The organism is Methylobacterium sp. 174MFSha1.1, from assembly GCF_900116815.1.
Classification (GTDB): domain Bacteria; phylum Pseudomonadota; class Alphaproteobacteria; order Rhizobiales; family Beijerinckiaceae; genus Methylobacterium.
Map to the genome: position 1 here is coordinate 48,607 of NZ_FPCB01000012.1, position 21,276 is coordinate 69,882.

Below are 21,276 nucleotides of genomic sequence, written 5' to 3' on the forward strand. Positions count from 1 at the left end.
CAGGTGGCCCCACTCCAAGCCGGTTTTTCGAGGCGATTGATGCACCCCCTGCCTGCCGACGCAATCTATCTCGACCATAACGCATCGTCGCCCCTCGATCCCGCGGTCGCGGGCGCAATGCGCGAATATCTGACCAAATCCTTCGGCAATCCCCACTCTTTTGAACACGCATTCGGGTGGGCTGCCGGGCAAGCTGTCGAGAAGGCCCGCAGCGAGGTCGCCGCCGCAGTGGGCGCGGATCCAGATGAAATAGTTTTCACGTCGGGCGCAACCGAGGCAAACAACATCGCGGTCCTCGGCATCTGTCGCGCCCTACCTCGCGAGCGGAGACGCATCCTCGTGAGCGCGATCGAGCACAAGGCAGTCCTCGAGCCCGCCCTCGCAGCTAAGGATCTCTTCGGGGTTGAAGTCGAGATGCTGCCCGTCGGTGAGGACGGGATCGTCGATATGCCGCGGCTGCGCCAAGCGCTTGACGGGGGGGTAGGGTTCGTCTCAATCATGCTGATCAATAATGAGATCGGTACCCGACAGCCCATTGAGGAGATTGCGTCCACCTGTAGGGAAGCCGGCGCGATCTTCCATACCGATGCTGCTCAGGCACTTGCCGTCGAGGACCTCGACGTCCAATCATTGAGCGTGGACCTAATGAGCCTCTCGTCGCATAAGGCCTACGGGCCAATGGGGATTGGGGCGCTTTACGTCGCACGGGACGTGCCGATAAGGCCCGCCCCGCTCCTCTTCGGAGGCGGGCAGGAGAACGGCCTCCGCCCGGGAACCGTGCCTACCCCGTTGTGCGTAGGCTTCGGCGCCGCGTGCTCGTTGCTGATGAACCGACGGAGCTCCGACCGCGCCCGCCTTTCAGCCCTGCGGGCGCGCCTCCTCGGCCGAATCGTCGATGGCGTACCGACCGCGACATTGGTGGGCGATCCGATCCGACGCCATCCCGGCAACCTTAGTATCCGGTTTGCAAACGTGGAAGCCGAGCGGCTGATCGCCAACCTCCAGCCCCGCATTGCGCTATCAACCGGATCTGCTTGCACGTCCGGCACGCCGGAGCCCTCCCATGTGCTGACTGCCGTTGGCCTTTCGGTTCGGGAGGCTAGGGAGGTCGTACGCATCGGCCTCGGGAGGTTCACGACCACATCCGACGTCGACGCCGCCGCGGCGATCATCGTTCAGGCCGTGGCGGCGTGCGTTGACGCATAACGCTTCGATTAATTGGGTCGAGACGCGCTGATTAGGCATCAGCAGTTCGGGGGACTCCGACCTTGCGTTCTCGCTAGCGAAAATGGGCCTTTTGTTCATCGCTAGTATGCAGCCGGTCCGCAAGGCTGCCCCCCATTTCCGAATAAAAAATCGGGCTGCTTTTTCAGGGGCGCACAACCTTCTGTGTGCAAGCAACAAGCCCTGGACCTGCCACACGAGTAAGCAGGAACAGACTATGCTTCTCTTCCACGACATTATGCGCGCGCCACTAGTTGAGCTTGTCGCTTCACGAGGCGATCACATCGATCACAAGATCACCAACTGCCGGCCAGCAAATGTGTCCTCTGCTTCGACGTTGCTCGGCCTCGCCAAGGCATCATGCGCCCTAGAACGGTGATTGGCTCTGCGTTCACACGAGCATCTACGGTGCGCTGGCGAGCTCCAAACAACGACCGCAGCCTCGCCCTGCTTTGTCCACCGGAGTCCAGTCAGATCCAGCATCGCTGTTGGGGCCGGAGTTGGGGCCGAAATGACCGGCAATTAAAATATGCTAATCACTTCAACAGCTTGCGCTATAATAATGGCGGAAGGGGTGGGATTCGAACCCACGGTGGAGTTGCCCCCACGGCGGTTTTCAAGACCGCTGCCTTAAACCACTCGGCCACCCTTCCGGCCGCGGGTGCCTGAGCCCCGGGTGCCCTTTCTGTAGGGCGGGCGGCGGCGATGCGTCAACCGGGGTGCGGAGGGGCTGGGGGTGGAGGAACGCCTATCGCGCGGCGCCCGGGCGACGTACCGTGCGCGCCGGGACGAGGCGCGCGTCGGAGCGGCCCGAGGGAGACCCGCATGGGCTACGTGTACGATCATCTCCATCTGCGCAGTCGGGACGCGGTGGCGGCGGCGCGGTTCTACGTCGAGGTGCTGGAGGCGCGGGAGACCGGGCGCGAGGGCGGGGAGACGCCGAGCCGGATCATCCTCGATCTCGGCGGGATGAGGATGTTCATCGAGCAGGCGCCGGAGGGCACCGCGTCCGCCGCCGTGCCGCCCCATCGCGGCATCGAGCATATCGGGCTGCGCGTCGAGAACATCGAGGCTGCGGTGGCGGATCTCGCCGCCCGCGGCATTCCGCTGGTCTCAGGGATCACCGACGTGAAGCCGGGATTGCGGATCGCCTTCTTCGAGGGACCGGACGGCGTACGCATCGAGATCCTGCAGCGCGGATAGGCCCGCCCGCGGCCTCACTCCGCCACGTGCACCACGATCGGCTGGAGGCGGCCGCGCAGGGTCAGGGGCAGCGTGCGGGTGAAGCGGCCCGCCACGTCCGGCCCGGCGGCCGACAGGCAGCAATCGGAGGCGAGGATGCGGCCGCCGACCTCGCGGGTGGCGGCCTGCAGGCGGCTTGCCACGTTGACGACGTCGCCGATCACCGTGAACTCGACCCGCTGGTCGGCGCCGATATTGCCGATCACCACCGGGCCGCAATGCACCCCGACTGCGACCCGCACCGGCGCGGCGCCGCGGGCCTCGCGCTTGGCGTTCCATGCGTCGATCTCGTCCTGGAGGGCGACCGCGCAGGCCATCGCCCGGGCGGCGCCGTCGCCGCGCCCGTCGAGGCCGCCGAAGGTTGCCATGAAACCGTCGCCGAGGAACTTGTCGAGGGTGCCGGCGTGGCGGAACACCACCTTGCAGCTGCGTTCGCGAAAGCCGCGCAGGAGCGCGAAGGCGCGCTCCGGCGCCATCCCCTCGCTCATGCCGGTGAAGCCGACGACGTCGGCGAACAGCACGGCCACCACCCGGGTCTGCGGCGCGCCGAAGCCCGCATGGGCCCGGGCCGCCAGGGCGTCCGCGACGTCGGGCGAGACGTAGCGGGCGAGGTCGGCCCGCACCACCTCGGCGCGCACCTGCGCCAGCATCGTGCCCCGGCTCCGCCACACCGCGATGGCGAGCAGCAGGGTGAACAGGCCGGTGACGATCCCTTGCGTCCAGAGCGGGGTCAGGCCGACATAGGCCGGGTCGAGGAAGACCTTCAGGGAGGCCTCCGCGCTCAGGCGCCCGTCGTGGACGACGTTGGCGAAGCGCACCGTGTCGGCGCGGCTGTAGACCAGCCAGACGCCGAGCGACCAGATCGCGGCGATCCAGGTCCCGGTCCAGAGCACCGCCACCGGCCAGTAGGTCAGCGCCGCCTCGCCGAGGAGGAGCAGCAGGTAGAGGAATTCCGGGGTGCGCAGCCGGGTCTGGATCGGCCAGTCGACCCCGAGCCCGGCCGGCGGCGGCACGATGATCGCCGCGGTCATGAGCGCGATGTCGAGCACCGTGAAGCCGAGCTTGATCGTCCCCGCCCGGGCGTGGTGACGCAGGCGATACGGCACGTAGCCGAGGAGGAAGAACAGGCCGGCGACGGCGAGGTAGTAGAGGTCGCGCGGCCAGGGCACCAGAATCAGGAGCCACAGCGACACGACCACGATGGCGACGGCCCGGGCCCGGAACGCGAAGGCGAGCCCGGCGAGCTCGGCGGCCCGCACGTTCCCGGCCAGCCGCCCGCGGACCCGGGGCGGCAGCCGCCCGGCGAGCCAGTGGCGCAGGCGCGCGATCCTGAGCCCCGCCCGGAAGGTCAGCGCGCGGGCGAGCGGCAAGGCCCTGGTCAGGCGGTCTCTGGTGAAGGCCCGCGGCCGGGCCGTCGCAACGTGCTCTGTCACGGATCCGGTCGCAGGCCTCCCGATCCCCTCATGGTAGCGCGCGCCGCGCCGGAGCGAAGCCCCCAGGGGTTGAACAGGCCGTGAGCGCGTGCGCTCCCGCACGGCGGGCGGTCAGGCCGACGGCGCGGAGCCGGGATCTTCGGCCGCCTCGACGCGATTCCGCCCGGCCGCCTTGGCGGCGTAGAGCGCGGCGTCGGCCCGCGCCAGCAGCTGCTCCAGCCCCTGCGGCCGGCGGGCGTCGCAGGAAGCGAGGCCGAAGCTCGCCGTCACCCCGGCCGGGGGCGGTCCGCCCGCCTCGATCACGCCCGGGAGCGGCAGGGCCGCCACCCGACGCCGCAGCCGCTCCGCCGCGGCCCCGGCCTGTGCCGCCCCGGCGCCGGGCAGCAGCACGGCGAATTCCTCGCCGCCGAGCCGCCCCAGGATCGCATCGCGCGGCAGTTCGGCCTGGAGCGCGGCGGCGACCGCGGCGAGCACCCGGTCGCCCCCGGCATGGCCGAACCGGTCGTTGACCTGCTTGAAGTGGTCAACGTCGACCATCAGCACCGCCGCCGGCTCGCCCGCCGCGGCGCGCTCCGCCAGCAGCGCGCCGGCCCGGTCGAGGAAGGCGCCGCGCCGCAGCGCCCCGGTCAGGTGATCGTGGCGGGCCAGGTGGTCGAGCCGGTGCAGCAGGTCGTTGCGGGCTCCGTTGACGATCGCCACCGCCATCGGCCCGAGCGCCACCAGCGCGATGCCGAGGCGCGCCGACAGGAGGGCGTCGAGGTAGAGGAGGTCGATGTCCGGCAGCCGCAGGAGGCCGAGCACGATGGCGAAGAGCTGGGCGGTGCTCATGAGCGCCGTCAGAACGAGTGTCGGGAAGACCGGGTAGCGCAAAGCGCACCAGATCAGCGCCGGCACCGGCAGGGCCAGCACGCCCGGCCCCCCGAGCACGATGGCCAGTGCTAGGGACAGGGCGAGGGCTGCCACCGGCAGGACGTCGTGCGGATGCCAGCGGGACGGCGCCCGCAGGCGCGCGACGAAGCCGCCCAGCGGCCGCGACCGGGGCGCCGCGAGGAAGAGCGGCAGCACGATGATGTCGATCGCGAGCTGGCCGTTGAACCAGTCGAGCAGGCTGGGGACGAGGGCGCGCCCGAACAGCACCGGGCCGGCCGCGCCGCCGACCAGCGCCTCGGCCCCGGCGCCGGCGAGGCAGACGACCAGCATCGACAGCATGGCGCGCGGCTGGTCGAGGCGGAGCGCCCCGGCCGGCAGGAGGCGGGTCGCCGCGAGGTAGCCCGCCGCCACGCCGGTCATGTTGGCGCTGTTGAGCCACAGGGTCGGTGCCCAGCCGGTGCCGGCGATCCGGTCCGCCGCCAGGAAGGCGACGAGGGCGCCGAGCCAGCCGGCGGCCGAGGCGCGCTCCGGATGGCGCAGCAGCATTCCGAGCAGGACCGCGTTTGCCGGCCAGAACAGCGCCAGCGGCCCGAGCAGCCGGGTGGTCAGGATCGCCACGAGCGCGCAAGGCAGCACGATCGCGGCGGTCCAGCCAGCATCCTGCAAGGCCTGCCGGGCCCGCCCCGGGACCGGGGAGCCGGAGCGCTCGGCGGGCTGGCGCTGGATGGCTCTCACAGAAGTTCTTTTCCTGATGCGGTGCCATCCGCCCGCGGCGTCCTGCCGTAGCATGGCGGGATCGTCTTGCCATGATCTGTCTTGCCATGGTCTGTCTTGCCATAAAATTGACGAGCGGCCCGCGGGCGCCCAGGCGCCAAGTCGTCCTCACGGCCAGATGGGAGCACCCTCGAGCCCGGCGGTCTCCGTGAGGCCGCAGATCAGGTTGGCGTTCTGCACCGCCTGGCCGGCCGCCCCCTTGCCGAGATTGTCGACGACGCCCATCGCGATCACGAGGTCGCGCTCCGGGTCGGCGGCGTAGCTGACGAAGGCGAGGTTCGAGCCGGTCGCCCACTTGGTCTGGGGCGGCCTGTCGGTGACGCGGACGAAGGCCCGTCCCGCGTAGAAGCGCCGGGCCGCGTCCAGGCATTGCTCCGTCGTGGCGCGGCCGCGGCCGTAGATCGTCACGAGGATGCCGCGGGTCATCGGCACGAGGTGGGGCGTGAAGACCAGCCCGGCCGCGCTGCCGCCGGTCATCCGCTCGATCGTCGCGGCGATCTCGGGCATGTGGGTGTGCCTGAGCAGGCCGTAGGGGATCAGGTTCTCGTTGGTCTCGGCGTAGCCGAACCGGCTGTCGCCGCCGCCCCGGCCGGCCCCGGAGATGCCGGTCTTGGCATCGACCACGATGGGGTCGGGCGCGATCAGCCCGTCGGCCAGGAGCGGCGCCAGCGCGGTCAGCGTCGCGGCGGGAAAGCAGCCGGGATTGGCGACGCGGGTCTGCCCGGCGATCCGCTCCGGCCAGATGTCGGCCAGGCCGTAGGTCCAGCCCTCGACGTAGCGGTGGTCGCCGCCGATATCGACGATCTTCACGGATCCCGGCACGCGCGCCAGCGCCTCGGCGGAGGTGCCGGTGGGCAGCGAGGCGAACAGCACGTCGAGCGGTGGCAGGTGCTCCGGATCCCACTTCTCGATCACGAGGTCGGCGAGGCGCGCCGGCACGCCGGGGAAGCGGTCCGCCAGGCGGCTGCCGGCGCTGCCCTCGCCCGCGGCGTAGACGAGTTCGAAGTCCGGATGGCCCGCGATCAGGCGCAACGCCTCGCCGCCGCCGAAACCGCTGATGCCGACGATGCCGACGCGAATGCTCATGGGTGTATCCTCTCGGGAGTGGGGCAACTTGGGATGCGGGCAAAGAAAAACCCCCGGAGCCGGGGGCTGCGGGGGCTGTTCTCGGGAACGCGGCTCGATCGCCGCTCCGGCGGGCGGGGCCGCTTAAGAGGCCGTCACCCCACGGAGGGACACCGATCGACGCGCAGCCGGAAGGGCCACCGCTGGAAGGCAGCGGCGTCGACGTCGGTCACAGCGGGTCGGGTTCCTGATCATGGCGCGGCGACGGTGCCGCCGCCGGCCTTCGTCGTCAAGCGGAACGTCGGCAGGACTTGCAGAATGCGCCGCATGACGTAGCTTTCGGGCATGGCCAGCCGTCTCCTCACATTCGTCACCGAGACGTCCCCGCGTCCCGTCGCCCGGGATCGGAGGGATCGCAGCGAACCGCGTCGGATCGAAGAGCTCGACCGTGTCGTGGTGCTGGCGGACGTTCTCGGGGACGACGCAGTGCCGGTGCCTGCGGGTTCGGTCGGGACGGTGGTTGCGATCTGGGCGGGAGGTGCGGCCTTCGAGGTCGAGTTCACCCAGCCGGTGGACGCGCTCGCCACGGTGGAGGCTGCCCTCCTGAGCGTGGTGGACCGCGCCGCGGGGTGACCACCGCCTATTCCTATCCGTCCGCCTTCACGATCCCGGAAGCGAAGGTCGTGGGCTACCTCCTCAATCTGAACAGCGACGATGGGGCAGCGAACGCCGCCCTTCTCGTGCGGTTCGGCTTCTCGCCCGATCGTCCCCTCGATCTGATGGACGCCCTCGGCCGGCACCCGTCGCCGACACGATGGACGGCAGCCTTCGAGGCTCCACACGGGATCAAGCACTATTTCGAGGGGCCTCTACTTAGTCCGGATGGCCGCAATCCTCACATCCGAAGCGTCTGGCAGATCGATAACGATGGGGATGGCGGGACGGCTAAGTTCATCACGATCCGTCCCGTGACGCGCCAAGCGGAGCGGTCAGTGTAGGGACATCATGCCGAACGGGGTGTCGCAGCAACCCTCGGCGGCTCGCTCTCACCTCCCCGCACTACCCCGCCGCGACCACCCGCCCCTCCCCCGGCGTCCCCTCCAGGAAGGCCTCGGCGTAGTGGCAGGCGACCGCCCGGCCCGCGAGCGGCCGCGGCGCCGGACGCTCCTGCCGGCAGCGCTCGGCGGCATGGGGGCAGCGGGTCGAGAACACGCAGCCCTGCGGGGGATCGAGCGGCGAGGGCAATTCGCCCCGCAGGACGATCCGCGCGCGGGTGCGCGGGCCGACGCCGGGTGTCGCCGCCATCAGGGCCTGGGTGTAGGGGTGAAGGGGTCGGGCGAAGATCGCGTCCTTCGGGCCCTGCTCCATGGCGAGGCCGAGATACATCACCAGCACGTCGTGGGCGATGTGGCGCACCACGCCGAGGTCGTGGGAGATGAACAGGTAGGCGAGGCCGAGTTCCTGTTGCAGGTCGGCGAGCAGGTTCAGCACCTGGGCCTGGATCGAGACGTCGAGGGCCGAGACCGGCTCGTCGGCGACGACGAGCCTGGGCGACAGCATCAGCGCGCGGGCGATGGCGATGCGCTGGCGCTGGCCGCCGGAGAACATGTGCGGATAGCGCGCGTCGTGCTCCGGGCGCAGGCCCACCTTGGCCATCATCGCCCGCACCCGCTCGCGGCGCTCAGGCGCCGACAGGCCGGTATTGATCGCGAGGGGCTGCTCCAGGATCGCCCCGATGCGCTTGCGCGGGTTGAGCGAGCCGTAGGGGTTCTGGAACACCAGCTGCACCGTGCGGCGCAGGCGGCGGCGCTCGGCGGCGGGCGGGTCGACGGCGTCGATTCCGTCGAGGGTGAGGGTGCCGTCCGATGGCGGCTCGATCAGCGTCACCATGCGGGCGAGCGTCGACTTGCCGCAGCCGGATTCGCCGACCACGGCGAGCGTCCGGCCGGGCTCGATCGAAAACGAGATGCCGCCGACCGCCTGGAGCCGGGCCGGTGCGCGGAACAGGCCGCGGCGGATCTCGTAGGTCTGGCGGAGATCGTCGGCGACGACGACGGGGGCGCTCAACGGACGGCCTCCGCGGTGGCGGGTCTGTCGGCGCTCGCGCCGACGGGATGGTCCTGGCGGATGCGGGCGTCGCGGGAGGGGTCGCCGAGCGGGTAGTGGCAGCGCACGAAGCCGTCCTGCCAGGGCCGCAGGGCGGGCCGCTGCTCACGGGAATGATCGGTGGCGTAGGTGCAGCGCGGCGCGAACAGGCAGCCGCGCGGCCGGTCGTAGAGGCCCGGCACCACGCCCGGGATGGTGGCGAGCCGCCCGTCCGCGCTGCGCTCCGGCAAAGCCGCGAGCAGGGCCGACGTGTAGGGGTGCTGGGGGTCGGCGAACAGGGCGTCGGCGCGCTGCTCCTCCATCACCTGGCCGGCATACATTACCATCATCCGGTCGGCGGTCTCGGCGACGACGCCCATGTTGTGGGTGATGAGCACCAGCGCCATGCCGCGCTCGCGCTGGAGCGAGAGCAGCAGGTCGAGGATCTGCGCCTGGATCGTGACGTCGAGAGCCGTCGTCGGCTCGTCGGCGATGAGGAGGCGCGGGTTGCAGGCGATCGCCATCGCGATCATCACCCGCTGGTTCATGCCGCCGGAGAGCTGGTGCGGATAGGCCGAGAGCCGGCTCTCGGCCGCCGGGATGCCGACCTGCTCCAGCAATTCGATCGCCCGGCGCTTGGCCGCCTTGCGGTCGAGGCCGAGATGCTGGCGCAGGGACTCGGTGATCTGGAAGCCGATCGTGAAGCACGGGTTGAGGCTGGTGGTCGGCTCCTGGAAGATCATTGCCACGTCGCGGCCGGTGAGGCGGCGGCGCTCGCGGGCCGGCATGGTCAGGAGGTCGCGGCCGTCGAAGGCGAGGCGGTCGGCCCGGACCCGGCCCGGATAAGCGACGAGGCCCATCAGCGCCATCATGGTCACGCTCTTGCCCGAACCCGATTCGCCGACGACGCCGAGCACCTCCCCCTCCTCCAGGGTCAGGCTGACGCCGTCGACGGCGCGCAAAGTTCCGCTGGCGGACGGGAATTCGACCGAGAGGTTCTGGATGTCGAGGAGCGGCATGGGGACCCTCACCGCTTCAGCTTGGGGTCGAGGGCATCGCGAAGACCGTCCCCGACAAGGTTGAAGGCGAGCACGGTGATCAGGATGATCAGCCCCGGGAAGGTCACCACCCACCAGGCCCGGAGCACGAACTCGCGGGCATCCGCCAGCATCGTGCCCCATTCGGGCGACGGCGGCTGGGCGCCGAGGCCCAGGAAGCCCAAAGCCGCGGCGTCGAGGATCGCGGTCGAGACCCCGAGCGAGGCCTGGACGATGAGCGGGGCGGCGCAGTTCGGCAGCACCTCGGACAGCATTAGGCGCAGGGGCCCCGCCCCGCTGACCCGGGCCGCCGTGACGTAGTCCTTCGATTTCTCGGCGATCACCGCCGCGCGGGCGATGCGGACGTAGTGCGGCAGCACCACCACCGCGACCGCCAGCATCGCGTTCATCAGCCCGGGGCCGAGGATCGCCACGATGACGATGGCGAGCAGCAGCGACGGCAGGGTCAGGATGATGTCCATCACCCGCATGATGACGATGCCGGTGGCGCCGCCGACGAAGCCCGCGACCAGCCCCAGCATCGTGCCGACGAGGATCGACACCGTCACGACCGCGATGCCGATCGACAGGGACAGCCGGGCGCCGTGGATCAGGCGCGAGAGGATGTCGCGGCCGATCGCGTCGGTGCCGAGGGGATAGGCGAGCGAGCCGCCCTCCTGCCAGAACGGGGGTTTGAGGAAGGCGGCGTTGTCGGTGAGGTTCGGCGGGTGGGGAGCGACGATGTCGGCGAACACCGCCATCAGCAGCACCAGCACGATCAGCGCGAGGCCGATCACCGCGCCGGTGTTGGCGCGAAAGCTCCCCCAGAACTCGGCGAGCGGGTGCGGCGGGCCGGCGGGGGCCGCGGACGCGGCGGGGGTATCGAGAAGTTCGGCGCTCATCGTGCGTGCCGGATGCGGGGGTTCACGAGGCCGTAGGCGAGATCGACGAGGAGGTTCACCGCCATGACGACCGCGCCGATCAGCAGGATGCCGCCCTGGAGGACGGGGTAGTCGCGCCGGCCGATCGCCTCGATCAGCCATTTGCCGATGCCGGGCCAGGAGAAGATCGTCTCGGTCAGGATCGCGCCGGTGAACAGCACGCCGACCTGCAGCCCGATCACCGTGACGACCGGGATCAGGGCGTTGCGGAGCGCGTGCAGCCCGACGATGCGCCAGGACGGCAGGCCCTTGGCCCGGGCGGTGCGCATGTAGTCCTCGCCGAGCACCTCCAGCATCGCCGAGCGGGTCATGCGGGCGATGACCGCGAGCGGCACCGTGCCGAGCACCACCGCCGGCAGGATCAGGTGAGAGAGGGCCGACCGGAAGGCGCCGGATTCGTCCGACAACAGGGTGTCGATCAGCAGGAAGCCGGTCACCGGCTCGATGAAGTACTGCACGTCGATGCGGCCCGAGACCGGCGTCCAGCCGAGCTGCACCGAGAACAGCAGGATCAGCAGCAGGCCCCACCAGAAGATCGGCATCGAGTAGCCGGTGAGCGACAGCCCCATCACCCCGTGGTCGAAGACCGAGTTGCGCTTGAGCGCCGCCAGGATGCCGGCCGGCAGGCCGACCAGGAGCGCGAACAGGATCGCGCAAACCCCGAGTTCGATCGTCGCCGGGAACAGGCTCGCGAACTCGGCGATCACCGGTTCCTTGGTGCTGATCGAGCGGCCGAGATCGCCGTGGGCGAGGCGCTCGAGGTAGATGCCGTATTGCGCGAGCAGGGGCTTGTCGAAGCCGTACTCGGCGCGGAGCGCCGCGTGCCGCGCCGGGTCGATGCCCCGCTCCCCCGCCATCGTCTCGATCGGGTCGCCGGGCACCAGGCGGATCAGGAAGAACGCCACCAGGGTGATCCCGAGGAAGGTCGGGATCACCAGGGACGCGCGGGTCAGGAGGAAGCGGAGCACGCGGGCGCCTTTACTTCAGGCTGACGCCGTAGAAGGTGTGGCGGCCGAACGGCGACAGCTTGAAGTCCACCACCTCCTTGCGCACCGGCTTCAGCTGCACCGCGTGCGCGATGGTGAACCAGGGCGCCTGCTCCTTGAACACCACCTGCGCTTGCTCGTAGAGCTTGGTGCGCTCGGCCTTGTCGGTGATGGTCTTGGCCTTGGTGACGAGGTCGTCGTAGGTCTTGTCGCACCACTTGGCGGCGTTGCCGCCGCCCTTCTGCGCCGCGGCGCAGCCGAGCAGGGTGTGGAGGAAATTGTCGGGATCGCCGTTGTCGCCGGTCCAGCCGAACATCGCGGTCTGGTGCTCGCCGTCCTGGACGCGCTTGCGGTACTCGCCCCACTCGTAGGACTTGATCTCGGCCTTCACCCCGACCTTGGCGAGGTCGGCCTGCATCAGCTCGGCGATGCGCCGGGCGTTGGGGTTGTAGGGCCGCTGCACCGGCATCGCCCACAGGTCCATCGTGAGGCCGTTCGCCAGGCCCGCCTCGGCGAGCAGTTTCTTGGCGGCCTCCGGATCGTAGGGGTCGTCCTTGATCGCGTCGTTGTAGGACCACAGCGTCGGCGGGATCGGGTTCTTCGCCGCGACGCCGGTCGAGAGGTAGACCGCGTCGATGATCGCCTTCTTGTTGATCGCCATATTCAGCGCCTTGCGCACGCGCACGTCGTCGAACGGCTTCTTCTGGGTGTTGTAGGCGAGGTACCCGATGTTGAGGCCGGGCTGCTCCAGCACCTGGACGTTCGGGTCCTTGCGCATCGCGTCGACGTCGGCCGGGTTCGGATACGGCATGACGTGGCACTCGCCCTTCTGGAGCTTGGCCCAGCGCACCGAGGCATCCGGCGTGATGGCGAAGACGAGGTCGTCGAGGGCGGCCTTGCCGGCGTAGTATTGCGGGAAGGCGCGGTAGCGGACGATCGCGTCCTTCTGGTACTGCAGCAGGTAGAACGGTCCGGTGCCGATCGGCTCCTGGTCGAGCTTGTCCGGCGTGCCGGCCTTCATCATCGCGTCGGCGTATTCCTTCGACTGGATCGCCGCGAAGGGCATCGCCAGATCGGCGAGGAACGGTGCCTCCGGTCCGGTCAGGGTGAAGCGGACGGTATAATCGTCCACCTTGTCGATCGACGTGAGCAGCTTCGGCAGGCCCATGTCGTTGAAGTAGGTGTGGTTGGCGCTGGTCACCCGGAAGAACGGGTGGTTCTCCTTCCACTGCCGCTCGAACGAGAAGATCACGTCATCGGCGTTGAAGTCGCGCGTCGGCTTGAAGGTCTTGTTGGAATGCCACTTCACGCCCCTGCGCAAGTGGAAGGTGTAGGTCTTGCCGTCCTCGGAGATGTCCCATTTTTCGGCGAGGTCGGGCACCACGTTGGTGGTGCCGCGCTCGAAATTGACGATGTTCGAGTAGATCTGGGAGCCGGCATCGAACGAGGTGCCAGTGGTGTTCACCGCCGGATAGAAATTCTCCGGGCTGCCCTCGGAGCAGTAGACCAGCGTCTTGGCGCCGGCCGGCAGGCTAGCCGCCAGGGCGGACGCGGCACCGAGAACCACCGCCAGGGACGCGCGCTTCATGCTCTGCTCTCCACTCGTCGCGGGCCCCGAGGCCCGGCCTTTCGCCACTTCTGGCGGGTTTCCGCTCATTTCCGCAAGGCCTTGGCGACGGGGACGCACAAATGCCTCATCGCCGGGCGCGTGCGGGGCGACGGGAGATCGTGTCCCGTGAGAAGGGTGGGCGACCGCCCCTACCCTTCCAGCGCGGCCCGCCCCTCCGGCGCCGCCAGCACCCGGTCGCTCTCGTCCTTCAGCGCGACACCGGTGAGCCGCCGGCTGAGCGCCTGATCGATCAGCCAGTGCAGCTTGAACGCCGCCAGATCCGGCTTGAGACCCGCCGCCCGCACGTTCGACAGGCAGTTGCGCTCGGCATCGGTCCGGCCGGGGCGCGGATCGAAGGTGAGGTAGATCCCGAGGCTGTCGGGCGAGGACAGGCCGGGCCGCTCGCCGATCAGCACCGCGACGGCGCGGGCCTTGAGCAGCGTCCCGACCGCGTCGCCCAGTGCCACACGCGCTTGCGTCGCCACCACCACCGGCGCGAGGCGCCAGCCGGAGCCGGTCAGCGCCGGCTTGAGCGCGGACAAGAGCGGCACCGCGCCCTCGTGGACGGCGCGGGCCGAGAGGCCGTCCGCCACCACCAGGGCGAGGTCGACCGGCTCGCCGGCGGCGGCCGCGAGCGCAGCCTCCGAGGCCTCTTCGAGCCGACGGCCGAGATCGGGCCGGCGCAGGTAGGTCGCGCGGTCCGGGGCGGCGGAGGCGGCGGTCAGGGTCGCGAAGCCGAGCGCCGCGATGCCGGCCCGCACGGCCCCGGCGTCGAGGGGGGTGTGAACCGCGTCGCGGGCCTGGGCGTGGGCGAGGCCGAAGCGCAGGACCTCGCGGGTCGGCAGGCCGGCCCCGGCGCGGCCGAGCGCGATGCGGGCCGGGGTCAGGGCGGCGAGCCGCGCCCAGGCCGCGGCGGGATCGTCGGAGCGGCTCACGCGGCGAGCCCCGTCAGGAGCGGCGCGGCGCCGCCCGGCAGCAGCGTGCCCGCTTCGTCGGTCAGGCCCATGCGGGCGAGCCACTCGGCGAATTCGGGCGCGCGCTTCAGGCCCATCACCTCGCGCAGGTAGAGCTGATCGTGGAACGAGGTCGACTGATAGTTCAGCATCACGTCGTCGGCCCCCGGCACCCCCATGACGTAGGTCACGCCGGCCGCGCCCAGCAGCGTCAGCAGCGTGTCCATGTCGTCCTGGTCGGCCTCGGCGTGATTGGTGTAGCAGACGTCGACCCCGAGCGGCACGCCCATCAGCTTGCCGCAGAAATGGTCCTCCAGGCCGGCCCGGATGATCTCCTTGCCGTCGTAGAGGTATTCCGGGCCGATGAACCCCACCACCGTGTTGACGAGGAGCGGCCGGAAGGCCCGCGCGACCGCGTAGGCCCGGGCCTCCAGGGTCTGCTGGTCGATGCCGTGATGGGCGTTCGCCGAGAGGGCCGAGCCCTGCCCGGTCTCGAAATACATCACGTTGTCGCCCACCGTGCCGCGCTTCTGCGCCAGGGCCGCCTCGTGCGCCTCCTTCAGGATCGGCAGCGTGACGCCGAACGAGGCGTTGGCTCCCTGCGTCCCGGCGATCGACTGGAACACGAGATCGACCGGCACGCCGCGGTTCATCGCCTCGAGCGTCGTGGTGACGTGGGTGAGCACGCAGGCTTGCGTCGGAATCGCGAAGCGCTCGATCATCTCGGCGAGGAGATGCAAGAGGCCGGTCAGCCCCTGCACCGAATCCGAGACCGGATTGATGCCGATGCAGGCATCGCCGCAGCCGTAAGACAGCCCGTCGAGGATCGAGGCGGTGATGCCGGCGGGGTCGTCGCTCGGATGGTTGGGCTGGAGCCGCACCGCCAGCGTGCCGGGCAGCCCGATCGTGTTGCGCAGGCGCGTGACCACCCGCGCCTTGCGGGCGACCAGGATCAGGTCCTGGTTGCGCATGATCTTCGACACCGCGGCGGCGATCTCCGGCGTCACGCCGGGGGCGATCGCCGCCAGGGTCTCAGGCGAGGCAGTGAGCAGGAACTCGCGGAAATCGCCGACGGTGAGATGACTGACGCGCGCGAAGGCCGCAGCGTCGTGGGTGTCGAGGATCAGCCGCGTGACGTCGTCGGCTTCGTACGGGATCAGCGGCCGGGCGAGGATCTCGGACAGCGGCACCTCGGCGAGGCACCAGCGCGCCGCCACGCCTTCCTCGGCGCTGCCCGCCGCCAGGCCGGCGAGCCGGTCGCCGGAGCGGGGCGGGCTCGCCTTCGCCATCAGCTCGGCGAGGTCGGAGAAGACGAAGGTCCGGGATCCGACGACGTGACGGTAGCTCATGGGGGCCTCCGGGAAGAAACCTAAGGCAGGCACTCGCCCGCGTCAGGGCCCCTCCGCCGTCGCGATCGCCGCGACCGTGCGCTCGCCCCGTTCCGGCGCGCCGTCCGCCCGGTCGATGCGGATCTCCATCTCGGTGGGTTTCATCTCGCCGAACGGCGTCGAGAAGGCGATCTCGGCCGCGTCGCGCCCGACGCCGATCCGCACCAGCCCGTCGAGATTGGCCTGGCGCGTCGCGTCGAACAGCCACCAGCGGCCGTCGAGATAGGCCTCGAACACGGCGTGGAAGTCGCTCGGCACCAGGCCGTAGGCGTAGCAGCTGACGAAGCGGGCCGGGATGCCGAGCGCCCGGCAGAAGGCGGCGCCGAGATGCGCGAAATCGCGGCACACCCCTGCTCGCTTCAAGAGCGTCTCGTCGGCGGTGGTCTCCTCGTCGCTGGCGCCGCGGACATAGGCGATGTGGTCGTGGATCCAGTTGCAGATCCGGGCCACCCGCTCGAACCCTCGGGCTGCGTCGCCGAACTCGGCCTCGGCGAAGGCGCTGAGCCGGTCGGACGAGACGAACCGGCTCGGCAGCAGGTAGGGCAGGATGTCGAGGGGCAGGTCCCTCACCGGCGTCTCGGCGATGCCGACGGGATCGGCCCGGTGGGGATCGAGCGTCACCTCCGCCTCGTAATCGAGGCTGAATGGCCCGGGCGGCACCGTGACCGCCACGTAGCGGTTGCCGGTCTCCGGCGCCTCGTGCCGGCGCAGAGGCAGGTCGGGATCGAGGCGGAGCGTCTCGCGCAGGTCGTGGTGCCGGCTCAGCCGGGCGACCTCCAGGTTGAAGATGAACACCGTCTCGGACACGACATCGTAGGCGAGACGGCAACCTAAAGTGTAGCGCACGGCTTGAGCCCCCTCGTACTGCCGAGGTAGGGTGACGCAAGAGCCGCGCCGAATCGCCGGGCCCCGCGGTCCGCGTCGGAGCGGCCCGGTCTTTGCGTCACGAGTCTTAGCCTGCGTTAAGGCTGCTTGTCGTTGGGCCCGGCAAGACCGGGGCGAGCAGGGAGGACACGCCGTGCACCGCTACTTCTTCGACCTCGATGCCGGAACCTGGGACGCCCGCGACACGATCGGGGTGGTGCTCAGGGATGCCGGCGCCGCCCATGCGGAGGCGGTCCAGGCCCTGCGGTCCTGCGCCCTCGACGCGAGCCGGAGCGCCGGCGCGATCCTCGCCATGAACGTGCGCGACGAGACCGGGCGGACGGTGTTCCGGGTGTCGCTGGCGGCGCAGTGACGTCAAAACAGGAGTGATGGTCAGACCATCACTCTTTGTCGCTGATGTCGGCGATCATCCTGTCGATCATGGGTGCCAGGACCGGCAGGTGCACTTTCAGGATATTCCATAGGACGAGAGGATCGACGGCGTAATATTCGTGCCGCAAAATATTGCCGACCCCGCGGATGTCGGCCCAGGGTGGCCCCGGATAACGATCCGTGACCTCGATTGGAAGAGCCTTGACGGCCTCAGAGATGATCAATACCGCGTGTTCGGTGGTGCGCCTCAGGATATAGGATTCCAAAAATGCCTCACGGCTGACGCCTGCAGTCGCCGCGGTGAGCGCATGAATTTCGTCGCGGACATGCTCCAGGCGAAGCTGAGGATTCCGGCTCGCAGCCATTAGAACACCCGAACCGCTTCGCGCTCCACCTGCGCGCGAATATGCGTCGAGAGTCCGGCGCGCGTGGAATAGCCGATCGCCAGACCCGGGAAGGCCGCTGCCAGTCGCTCATAGGCGCCCATGTAGTTGCGCAGGTCGTAGAAGGCGTCGCTGCCGGGCTCGACCAAGATATCGAGGTCCGAATCCGGCCGCGCTTCGTCACGGGCGACGGAGCCGTAGAGGGAGAGGCCGCCGACGCCGAGCGCCCGCAGGTCAGGCTCGATCGCCTTCAGATGGGCGAGCGCTTCGTCGCGGTTCATCGCAGCCTCCTCGGAGATCGCGCAGGCTCCGGGCCGAAGCCCGCGCGAATCTATCAGAGTGCGGCCCGACCCACCATCAGATCATCGGCTTGCCGCCGGTCACCGCCACGGTGGCGCCCGAGACGTAGCTCGCCTCCTCGCTCGCCAGCATCACGTAGACGGGGCTGAGCTCGACGGGCTGGCCGGGGCGCTTCATCGGCACCTGGGAGCCGAACTGGCGCACCTTCTCCTCGGGCATGGTCGAGGGGATGAGCGGGGTCCAGACCGGGCCGGGAGCGACGCAGTTCACCCGGATCTCCTTCTCGGCGAGCATCTGGGCCAGGCCGCCGGTGAAGTTCTGGATCGCCCCCTTGGTGGTGGCGTAGGCGAGCAGCTGCGGGCTCGGCGTGTCGGCGTTGATCGAGGTGGTGTTGATGATCGCCGAGCCCGGCCGCATGTGCGGCACCGCCGCCTTGGTCAGGTAGAACATCGCGTGGATGTTGGTGCGGAACGTGACGTCCCACTCCTCGTCGCTCATCTCCTCGATCGACGACACGGTGGCTTGGTGCGCGGCGTTGTTGACGAGCACGTCGACCCGCCCGAACGCCGCCACCGCCTTCTCGACGATGGCGCGGCAATGGGCCGGATCCTTGATGTCGCCCGGCACCAGCACCGCCCGGCGGCCGGCGGATTCGACGAGCTTCGCGGTCTCGCGCGCGTCGTCGTGCTCGTCGTAGTAGGCGATCAGCACGTCTGCGCCCTCGCGGGCGAAGGCGAGCGCCACCGCCTTGCCGATGCCGCTGTCGCCGCCGGTGATGATCGCCTTGCGGTCGGCGAGCCGTCCCGAGCCCTTGTAGCGGGTCTCGCCGTAATCGGGCCGGGGATCCATCTCGGCATCGCGTCCGGGCATCGGGATGAGCGTCTGGCGGTCGAAAGGAGGTTTCGGAAAGTCGGTCATGCAGGTCGGTCTCCGGGTCGAGGCGCGGGCGGTCAGTAGCGGCCGCCGCCGAAGGGCCGGCAGCGGCCGTCGGCGATCTTGAAGTTCGGCGGGTCGCAGGGGACGTGATCGGTCTCGCACCAGCGCTGGCAGGCCTGCGGGCCGGTGCGCGGCGGGCGGTCCTCGTCCGCGCGCCAGCCGCGCAGCGAGCCGGTCGCGTCGGGATCGAGGAAGGGCCCGCCGGGGAAGGACGTTCCCTGCGCGAGCGCGGGAGCGGCGACGACCAGGGGAGCGAGCACCAGCAGGGCGCGGAGGGGCAGCACGGACGATCTCCGGTGAGGTGACGGACCGCCGCGACGGGCGGGCTAACTGGCGGGGAGTACCCCTGTTCCGAACCCGGCGATCTGCCTTCCGGCAAAGCAGGTTGCCCAATGGGCAACCAAGTCGGCCGCGCGGCGTTTCCGGTGTCCTCGACGCACCCTCCTCGGAGACTGTGATGCTGACGCGCTTCCTCGCCACCGCCGGCGCCCTCGCCCTCACCACCGGCCTCGCCCTCGCCCAGACCACCGCGCCGACGGCGCCGACCGCTCCGGGCACCGCCCCCGTAACCACGGCCCCGGCGACCACGGCCCCGGCCGCGACGGGCGACGTGAAGGACATGAAGGAGTGGCAGGCCGCCAAGCTGGCCAAGGTCAGCCTGGCCGACGCCATCGCCACGGCCGAGAAGAAGGACGGCAACGGCCGCGCCATCGACGCCGATTTCGAGAAGGCCGACAGCAAGAACCCGACCCACTGGTCGATCAAGGTCGTCTATCCGGACGGCAAGCTGGTCGAGCACGGCATCAACGCCGATACCGGCGAGCTCTACAAGAGCGAGAACCAGCCGATCGAGCGCTACTTCACCCGCCTGAAGGTCGCCGATTTCAACAACGCCAAGGTCTCGCTGAAGGACGCCCTGGCGATCGCCGAGAAGCAGGCCGGCGGCGGCAAGGCCTACGAGGCCGAGGTCGAGCGCGAGGGCTCGGCCGTCGCCTACGAGATCAAGGTGGCGCTCGCCGACAACGAGAAGGAAGTGAAGGTCGGGCCGGACGGCCAGATCATGAAGGACTGATGCCTTAAGGAAGCGAGCCTTTCCCCTCTCCCGAATGGGAGAGGGGATCCCGCGGCGGTCCCTCGTATTGCCGCCTCAGACGCCCCCGACGACGTTCCCCCCGGCCTCCGCCAGGGCCCCTTCGCGCAGTTCCAGCGCGAGGAACCGGCCCGGGTCGACCGGGCCCGGCAGGACGAGCTTGCGTGGCGGCAGCACCCGGAAGCCGAAGCGGGCGTAGTACGGCGCGTCGCCGACCAGGATGACGAGGCCGTGGCCGCCGCTCCTCGCGGCGTCGAGGGAGGCGCGCATCAGCGCTCCCCCGATGCCGCGGCTGCCGAAGGCCGGATCGACGGTCAGCGGCCCGAGCACCAGGAGCGGGCTCGCGCCCGCCCGGGCCGGGGAGACCCGCACCGAGCCGACGAGCAGCGTGCCGACCAGCGCCGTGAACGAGAGATCGGAGAGGTGGGGTACGCCCTCGCGCAGGCGGAAGGCGGTGCGGGCGTAGCGGCCGGGGCCGAAGGCCCGCTCGTGCAAGCGCTCGATGGCGTCGTTGTCGCGCGGGGTCTCGGGCCGGATGACGAGGGGAAGCGTGGTCACGGGCACACAGTCTCGGAGGCTGGCATCACATCATGGGCGGATCGGTCAGCCGATCCGTCGTCGCGCCTCTGCCCTCGGGCCCATTCGCTCGTCTCCCGGCGGGCATCTCGCCCGCTGCGCAGCACCAGCGCCCGCGGGGGCGCCATAGCAGCGCTCAGCTGTGAGTGCAAACCGCCGCTGGCATGCCGCTCGCATCATCCTGACGTGCAAGCGCTTGCGTCGAGGCATGCCTTGCGGGTTAGCTGAGCGTGGAACGCCTCAAAGGTCCGGGAACGACGCCACAATGAGAATCAGGTCTGCTCTCGCCCTCGCTCTGTCCCTCGCGCTCGGCTCCGCCGGGGCGGCCCGGGCCGAGGACACGGTGCCGGCAACGGTGCGGATCGCCACCGAGGGCGCCTACGCGCCCTACAACTTCACCAAGCCCGACGGCACCCTCGACGGCTACGAGATCGAGCTCGGCCGCGAGATCTGCGCCCGCGCCAAGCTCAAATGCGAATTCGTCGCCCAGGATTGGGACGGCGTGGTGCCGGGCCTCAACGCCAAGAAGTTCGACGCGATCATGTCGGGCATGACCATCACCGACGCGCGCCTGAAGGTGGTGGACTTCACCAAGCCCTATAGCGGCGATTCCTCGGGCTTCGCGGTCGACCGCAACGGGCCGCTGGCGAAGCTCCCGCTGGGCGGCCAGAAGTTCAGCCTGGCGGACGAGGCCGAGGCGCAGAAGGCGCTCGACACGATCAAGCCGCTCCTCAAGGGCAAGACCGTCGGCGTCCAGGTCTCGACCATCCACGCCGCCTTCATGGACAAGTACCTCAAGGGCACGATCGAGGTGCGCGAGTACAAGACCACCGAGCAGCACGACCTCGATCTCGCCGCCGGCCGCATCGACGCGATCTTCGCCAACGACGCCCCCTTGCGGGCGACCGCCGAGAAGCCGGAATTCGCCGACACCGTGATGCTGGCCGGTCCCCGCTTCCGCGGCGGCATCCTCGGCCGCGGCGTGGCGATGGGCCTGCGCAAGGGCGAGGCGAAGCTCAAGGCGCGGCTCGACGAGGGCATCGATGCGGTGGTCGCCGACGGCACCCTGAAGAAGCTCTCGCTCAAGTGGTTCAAGGCCGACCTGACCCCGCAGGGCTGACGGACCT

General features: G+C 70.0%; 23 protein-coding genes and 1 tRNA gene. 7 read left to right on the plus strand and 17 right to left on the minus strand.

Annotated features, from left to right (window positions below; translation table 11 throughout):
- The first annotated feature begins 39 nt into the window (after positions 1 to 39).
- A complete protein-coding gene (locus BM430_RS11130; RefSeq protein WP_093567330.1) occupies positions 40 to 1,206 on the plus strand; it encodes a cysteine desulfurase family protein in 1,167 nt (388 codons plus the stop codon).
- A 581-nt stretch (positions 1,207 to 1,787) separates the two neighbouring features.
- Here the strand turns inward: BM430_RS11130 and BM430_RS11135 are convergent.
- Positions 1,788 to 1,877 (minus strand) — tRNA-Ser (locus BM430_RS11135).
- Between the two features lie 172 nt (positions 1,878 to 2,049).
- On the opposite strand from BM430_RS11135, the gene BM430_RS11140 reads away from it, so the two are divergent.
- Entirely contained in the window at positions 2,050 to 2,427 is a 378-nt protein-coding gene (locus BM430_RS11140; protein WP_093567331.1) for a VOC family protein, read from the plus strand.
- A gap of 14 nt (positions 2,428 to 2,441) precedes the next feature.
- On the opposite strand, the gene BM430_RS11145 is transcribed toward BM430_RS11140, so the two are convergent.
- The 3 genes from BM430_RS11145 to argC form a co-directional block, all read right to left on the minus strand.
- Positions 2,442 to 3,899 (minus strand): adenylate/guanylate cyclase domain-containing protein, encoded by a 1,458-nt coding sequence (locus BM430_RS11145; RefSeq protein WP_244539440.1) that lies wholly within the window; start codon positions 3,897 to 3,899, stop codon positions 2,442 to 2,444.
- Positions 3,900 to 4,010: 111 nt separating this feature from the next.
- Positions 4,011 to 5,504, minus strand: a complete 1,494-nt coding sequence (locus BM430_RS35240) for a GGDEF domain-containing protein (protein WP_093567332.1) — start codon at positions 5,502 to 5,504, stop codon at positions 4,011 to 4,013.
- 147 nt (positions 5,505 to 5,651) lie between these two features.
- Positions 5,652 to 6,629: an N-acetyl-gamma-glutamyl-phosphate reductase gene (gene argC / locus BM430_RS11155; RefSeq protein WP_093567333.1), complete on the minus strand. Its 978-nt coding sequence runs from the start codon at positions 6,627 to 6,629 to the stop codon at positions 5,652 to 5,654.
- Between the two features lie 324 nt (positions 6,630 to 6,953).
- Between argC and BM430_RS11160 the strand changes: the two genes are divergently transcribed.
- On the plus strand, positions 6,954 to 7,241 hold the full coding sequence (locus BM430_RS11160; RefSeq protein ID WP_093567334.1) for a DUF4926 domain-containing protein: 288 nt from the start codon (positions 6,954 to 6,956) through the stop codon (positions 7,239 to 7,241).
- Positions 7,238 to 7,606 (plus strand): DUF6883 domain-containing protein, encoded by a 369-nt coding sequence (locus tag BM430_RS11165; protein WP_093567335.1) that lies wholly within the window; start codon positions 7,238 to 7,240, stop codon positions 7,604 to 7,606. The genes BM430_RS11160 and BM430_RS11165 overlap by 4 nt, the downstream gene beginning before the upstream one ends.
- Before the next feature lie 61 nt (positions 7,607 to 7,667).
- On the opposite strand, the gene BM430_RS11170 is transcribed toward BM430_RS11165, so the two are convergent.
- From BM430_RS11170 to BM430_RS11205, 8 genes are all read right to left on the minus strand, one after another.
- Complete coding sequence (locus BM430_RS11170) at positions 7,668 to 8,675, minus strand: peptide ABC transporter ATP-binding protein (RefSeq protein ID WP_093567336.1); 1,008 nt, start codon at positions 8,673 to 8,675, stop codon at positions 7,668 to 7,670.
- A complete protein-coding gene (locus BM430_RS11175; protein WP_093567337.1) occupies positions 8,672 to 9,712 on the minus strand; it encodes an ABC transporter ATP-binding protein in 1,041 nt (346 codons plus the stop codon). The genes BM430_RS11170 and BM430_RS11175 overlap by 4 nt, the downstream gene beginning before the upstream one ends.
- Before the next feature lie 8 nt (positions 9,713 to 9,720).
- Positions 9,721 to 10,632 (minus strand): ABC transporter permease subunit, encoded by a 912-nt coding sequence (locus tag BM430_RS11180; RefSeq protein ID WP_093567338.1) that lies wholly within the window; start codon positions 10,630 to 10,632, stop codon positions 9,721 to 9,723.
- Positions 10,629 to 11,639, minus strand: a complete 1,011-nt coding sequence (locus BM430_RS11185) for an ABC transporter permease subunit (protein WP_093567339.1) — start codon at positions 11,637 to 11,639, stop codon at positions 10,629 to 10,631. Before BM430_RS11185 ends, BM430_RS11180 begins: the two co-directional genes overlap by 4 nt.
- A 10-nt stretch (positions 11,640 to 11,649) precedes the next feature.
- Complete coding sequence (locus tag BM430_RS11190; protein WP_093567340.1) at positions 11,650 to 13,245, minus strand: ABC transporter substrate-binding protein; 1,596 nt, start codon at positions 13,243 to 13,245, stop codon at positions 11,650 to 11,652.
- 170 nt (positions 13,246 to 13,415) lie between these two features.
- A complete protein-coding gene (eutC, locus tag BM430_RS11195) occupies positions 13,416 to 14,201 on the minus strand; it encodes an ethanolamine ammonia-lyase subunit EutC (protein WP_093567341.1) in 786 nt (261 codons plus the stop codon).
- The gene (locus tag BM430_RS11200; protein WP_093567342.1) at positions 14,198 to 15,568 is read right to left on the minus strand and encodes an ethanolamine ammonia-lyase subunit EutB; all 1,371 of its coding nucleotides are present in this window, start codon (positions 15,566 to 15,568) and stop codon (positions 14,198 to 14,200) included. The genes eutC and BM430_RS11200 overlap by 4 nt, the downstream gene beginning before the upstream one ends.
- A 42-nt stretch (positions 15,569 to 15,610) precedes the next feature.
- Positions 15,611 to 16,453 carry a transglutaminase-like domain-containing protein gene (locus tag BM430_RS11205; RefSeq protein WP_093567343.1) on the minus strand — a complete coding sequence of 281 codons (843 nt, stop codon included), beginning with the start codon at positions 16,451 to 16,453 and terminating at the stop codon, positions 15,611 to 15,613.
- Positions 16,454 to 16,625: 172 nt separating this feature from the next.
- Here BM430_RS11205 and BM430_RS11210 point away from each other — a divergent pair, with 172 nt between their 5' ends.
- The gene (locus tag BM430_RS11210) at positions 16,626 to 16,844 is read left to right on the plus strand and encodes a DUF6894 family protein (protein ID WP_093567344.1); all 219 of its coding nucleotides are present in this window, start codon (positions 16,626 to 16,628) and stop codon (positions 16,842 to 16,844) included.
- 28 nt (positions 16,845 to 16,872) lie between these two features.
- Here the strand turns inward: BM430_RS11210 and BM430_RS11215 are convergent, their stop codons facing one another.
- The 4 genes from BM430_RS11215 to BM430_RS11230 all read right to left on the minus strand — a co-directional run bounded on the left by BM430_RS11215 (position 16,873) and on the right by BM430_RS11230 (position 18,767).
- Positions 16,873 to 17,229: a HepT-like ribonuclease domain-containing protein gene (locus BM430_RS11215; protein ID WP_093567345.1), complete on the minus strand. Its 357-nt coding sequence runs from the start codon at positions 17,227 to 17,229 to the stop codon at positions 16,873 to 16,875.
- Complete coding sequence (locus BM430_RS11220; RefSeq protein WP_093567346.1) at positions 17,229 to 17,528, minus strand: nucleotidyltransferase family protein; 300 nt, start codon at positions 17,526 to 17,528, stop codon at positions 17,229 to 17,231. Before BM430_RS11220 ends, BM430_RS11215 begins: the two co-directional genes overlap by 1 nt.
- A gap of 76 nt (positions 17,529 to 17,604) precedes the next feature.
- Entirely contained in the window at positions 17,605 to 18,465 is an 861-nt protein-coding gene (locus BM430_RS11225) for an SDR family oxidoreductase (protein ID WP_093567347.1), read from the minus strand.
- Positions 18,466 to 18,497: 32 nt separating this feature from the next.
- Positions 18,498 to 18,767, minus strand: coding sequence for a hypothetical protein (locus BM430_RS11230; protein ID WP_244539441.1), 270 nt, complete (start codon positions 18,765 to 18,767; stop codon positions 18,498 to 18,500).
- A 173-nt stretch (positions 18,768 to 18,940) separates the two neighbouring features.
- Between BM430_RS11230 and BM430_RS11235 the strand changes: the two genes are divergently transcribed.
- Entirely contained in the window at positions 18,941 to 19,555 is a 615-nt protein-coding gene (locus BM430_RS11235; RefSeq protein ID WP_093567348.1) for a PepSY domain-containing protein, read from the plus strand.
- Positions 19,556 to 19,630: 75 nt separating this feature from the next.
- Here the strand turns inward: BM430_RS11235 and BM430_RS11240 are convergent, their stop codons facing one another.
- The gene (locus tag BM430_RS11240; protein WP_093567349.1) at positions 19,631 to 20,131 is read right to left on the minus strand and encodes a GNAT family N-acetyltransferase; all 501 of its coding nucleotides are present in this window, start codon (positions 20,129 to 20,131) and stop codon (positions 19,631 to 19,633) included.
- Between the two features lie 283 nt (positions 20,132 to 20,414).
- Between BM430_RS11240 and BM430_RS11245 the strand changes: the two genes are divergently transcribed.
- The gene (locus tag BM430_RS11245) at positions 20,415 to 21,269 is read left to right on the plus strand and encodes a transporter substrate-binding domain-containing protein (protein WP_093567350.1); all 855 of its coding nucleotides are present in this window, start codon (positions 20,415 to 20,417) and stop codon (positions 21,267 to 21,269) included.
- The last annotated feature ends 7 nt before the right edge of the window (positions 21,270 to 21,276 follow it).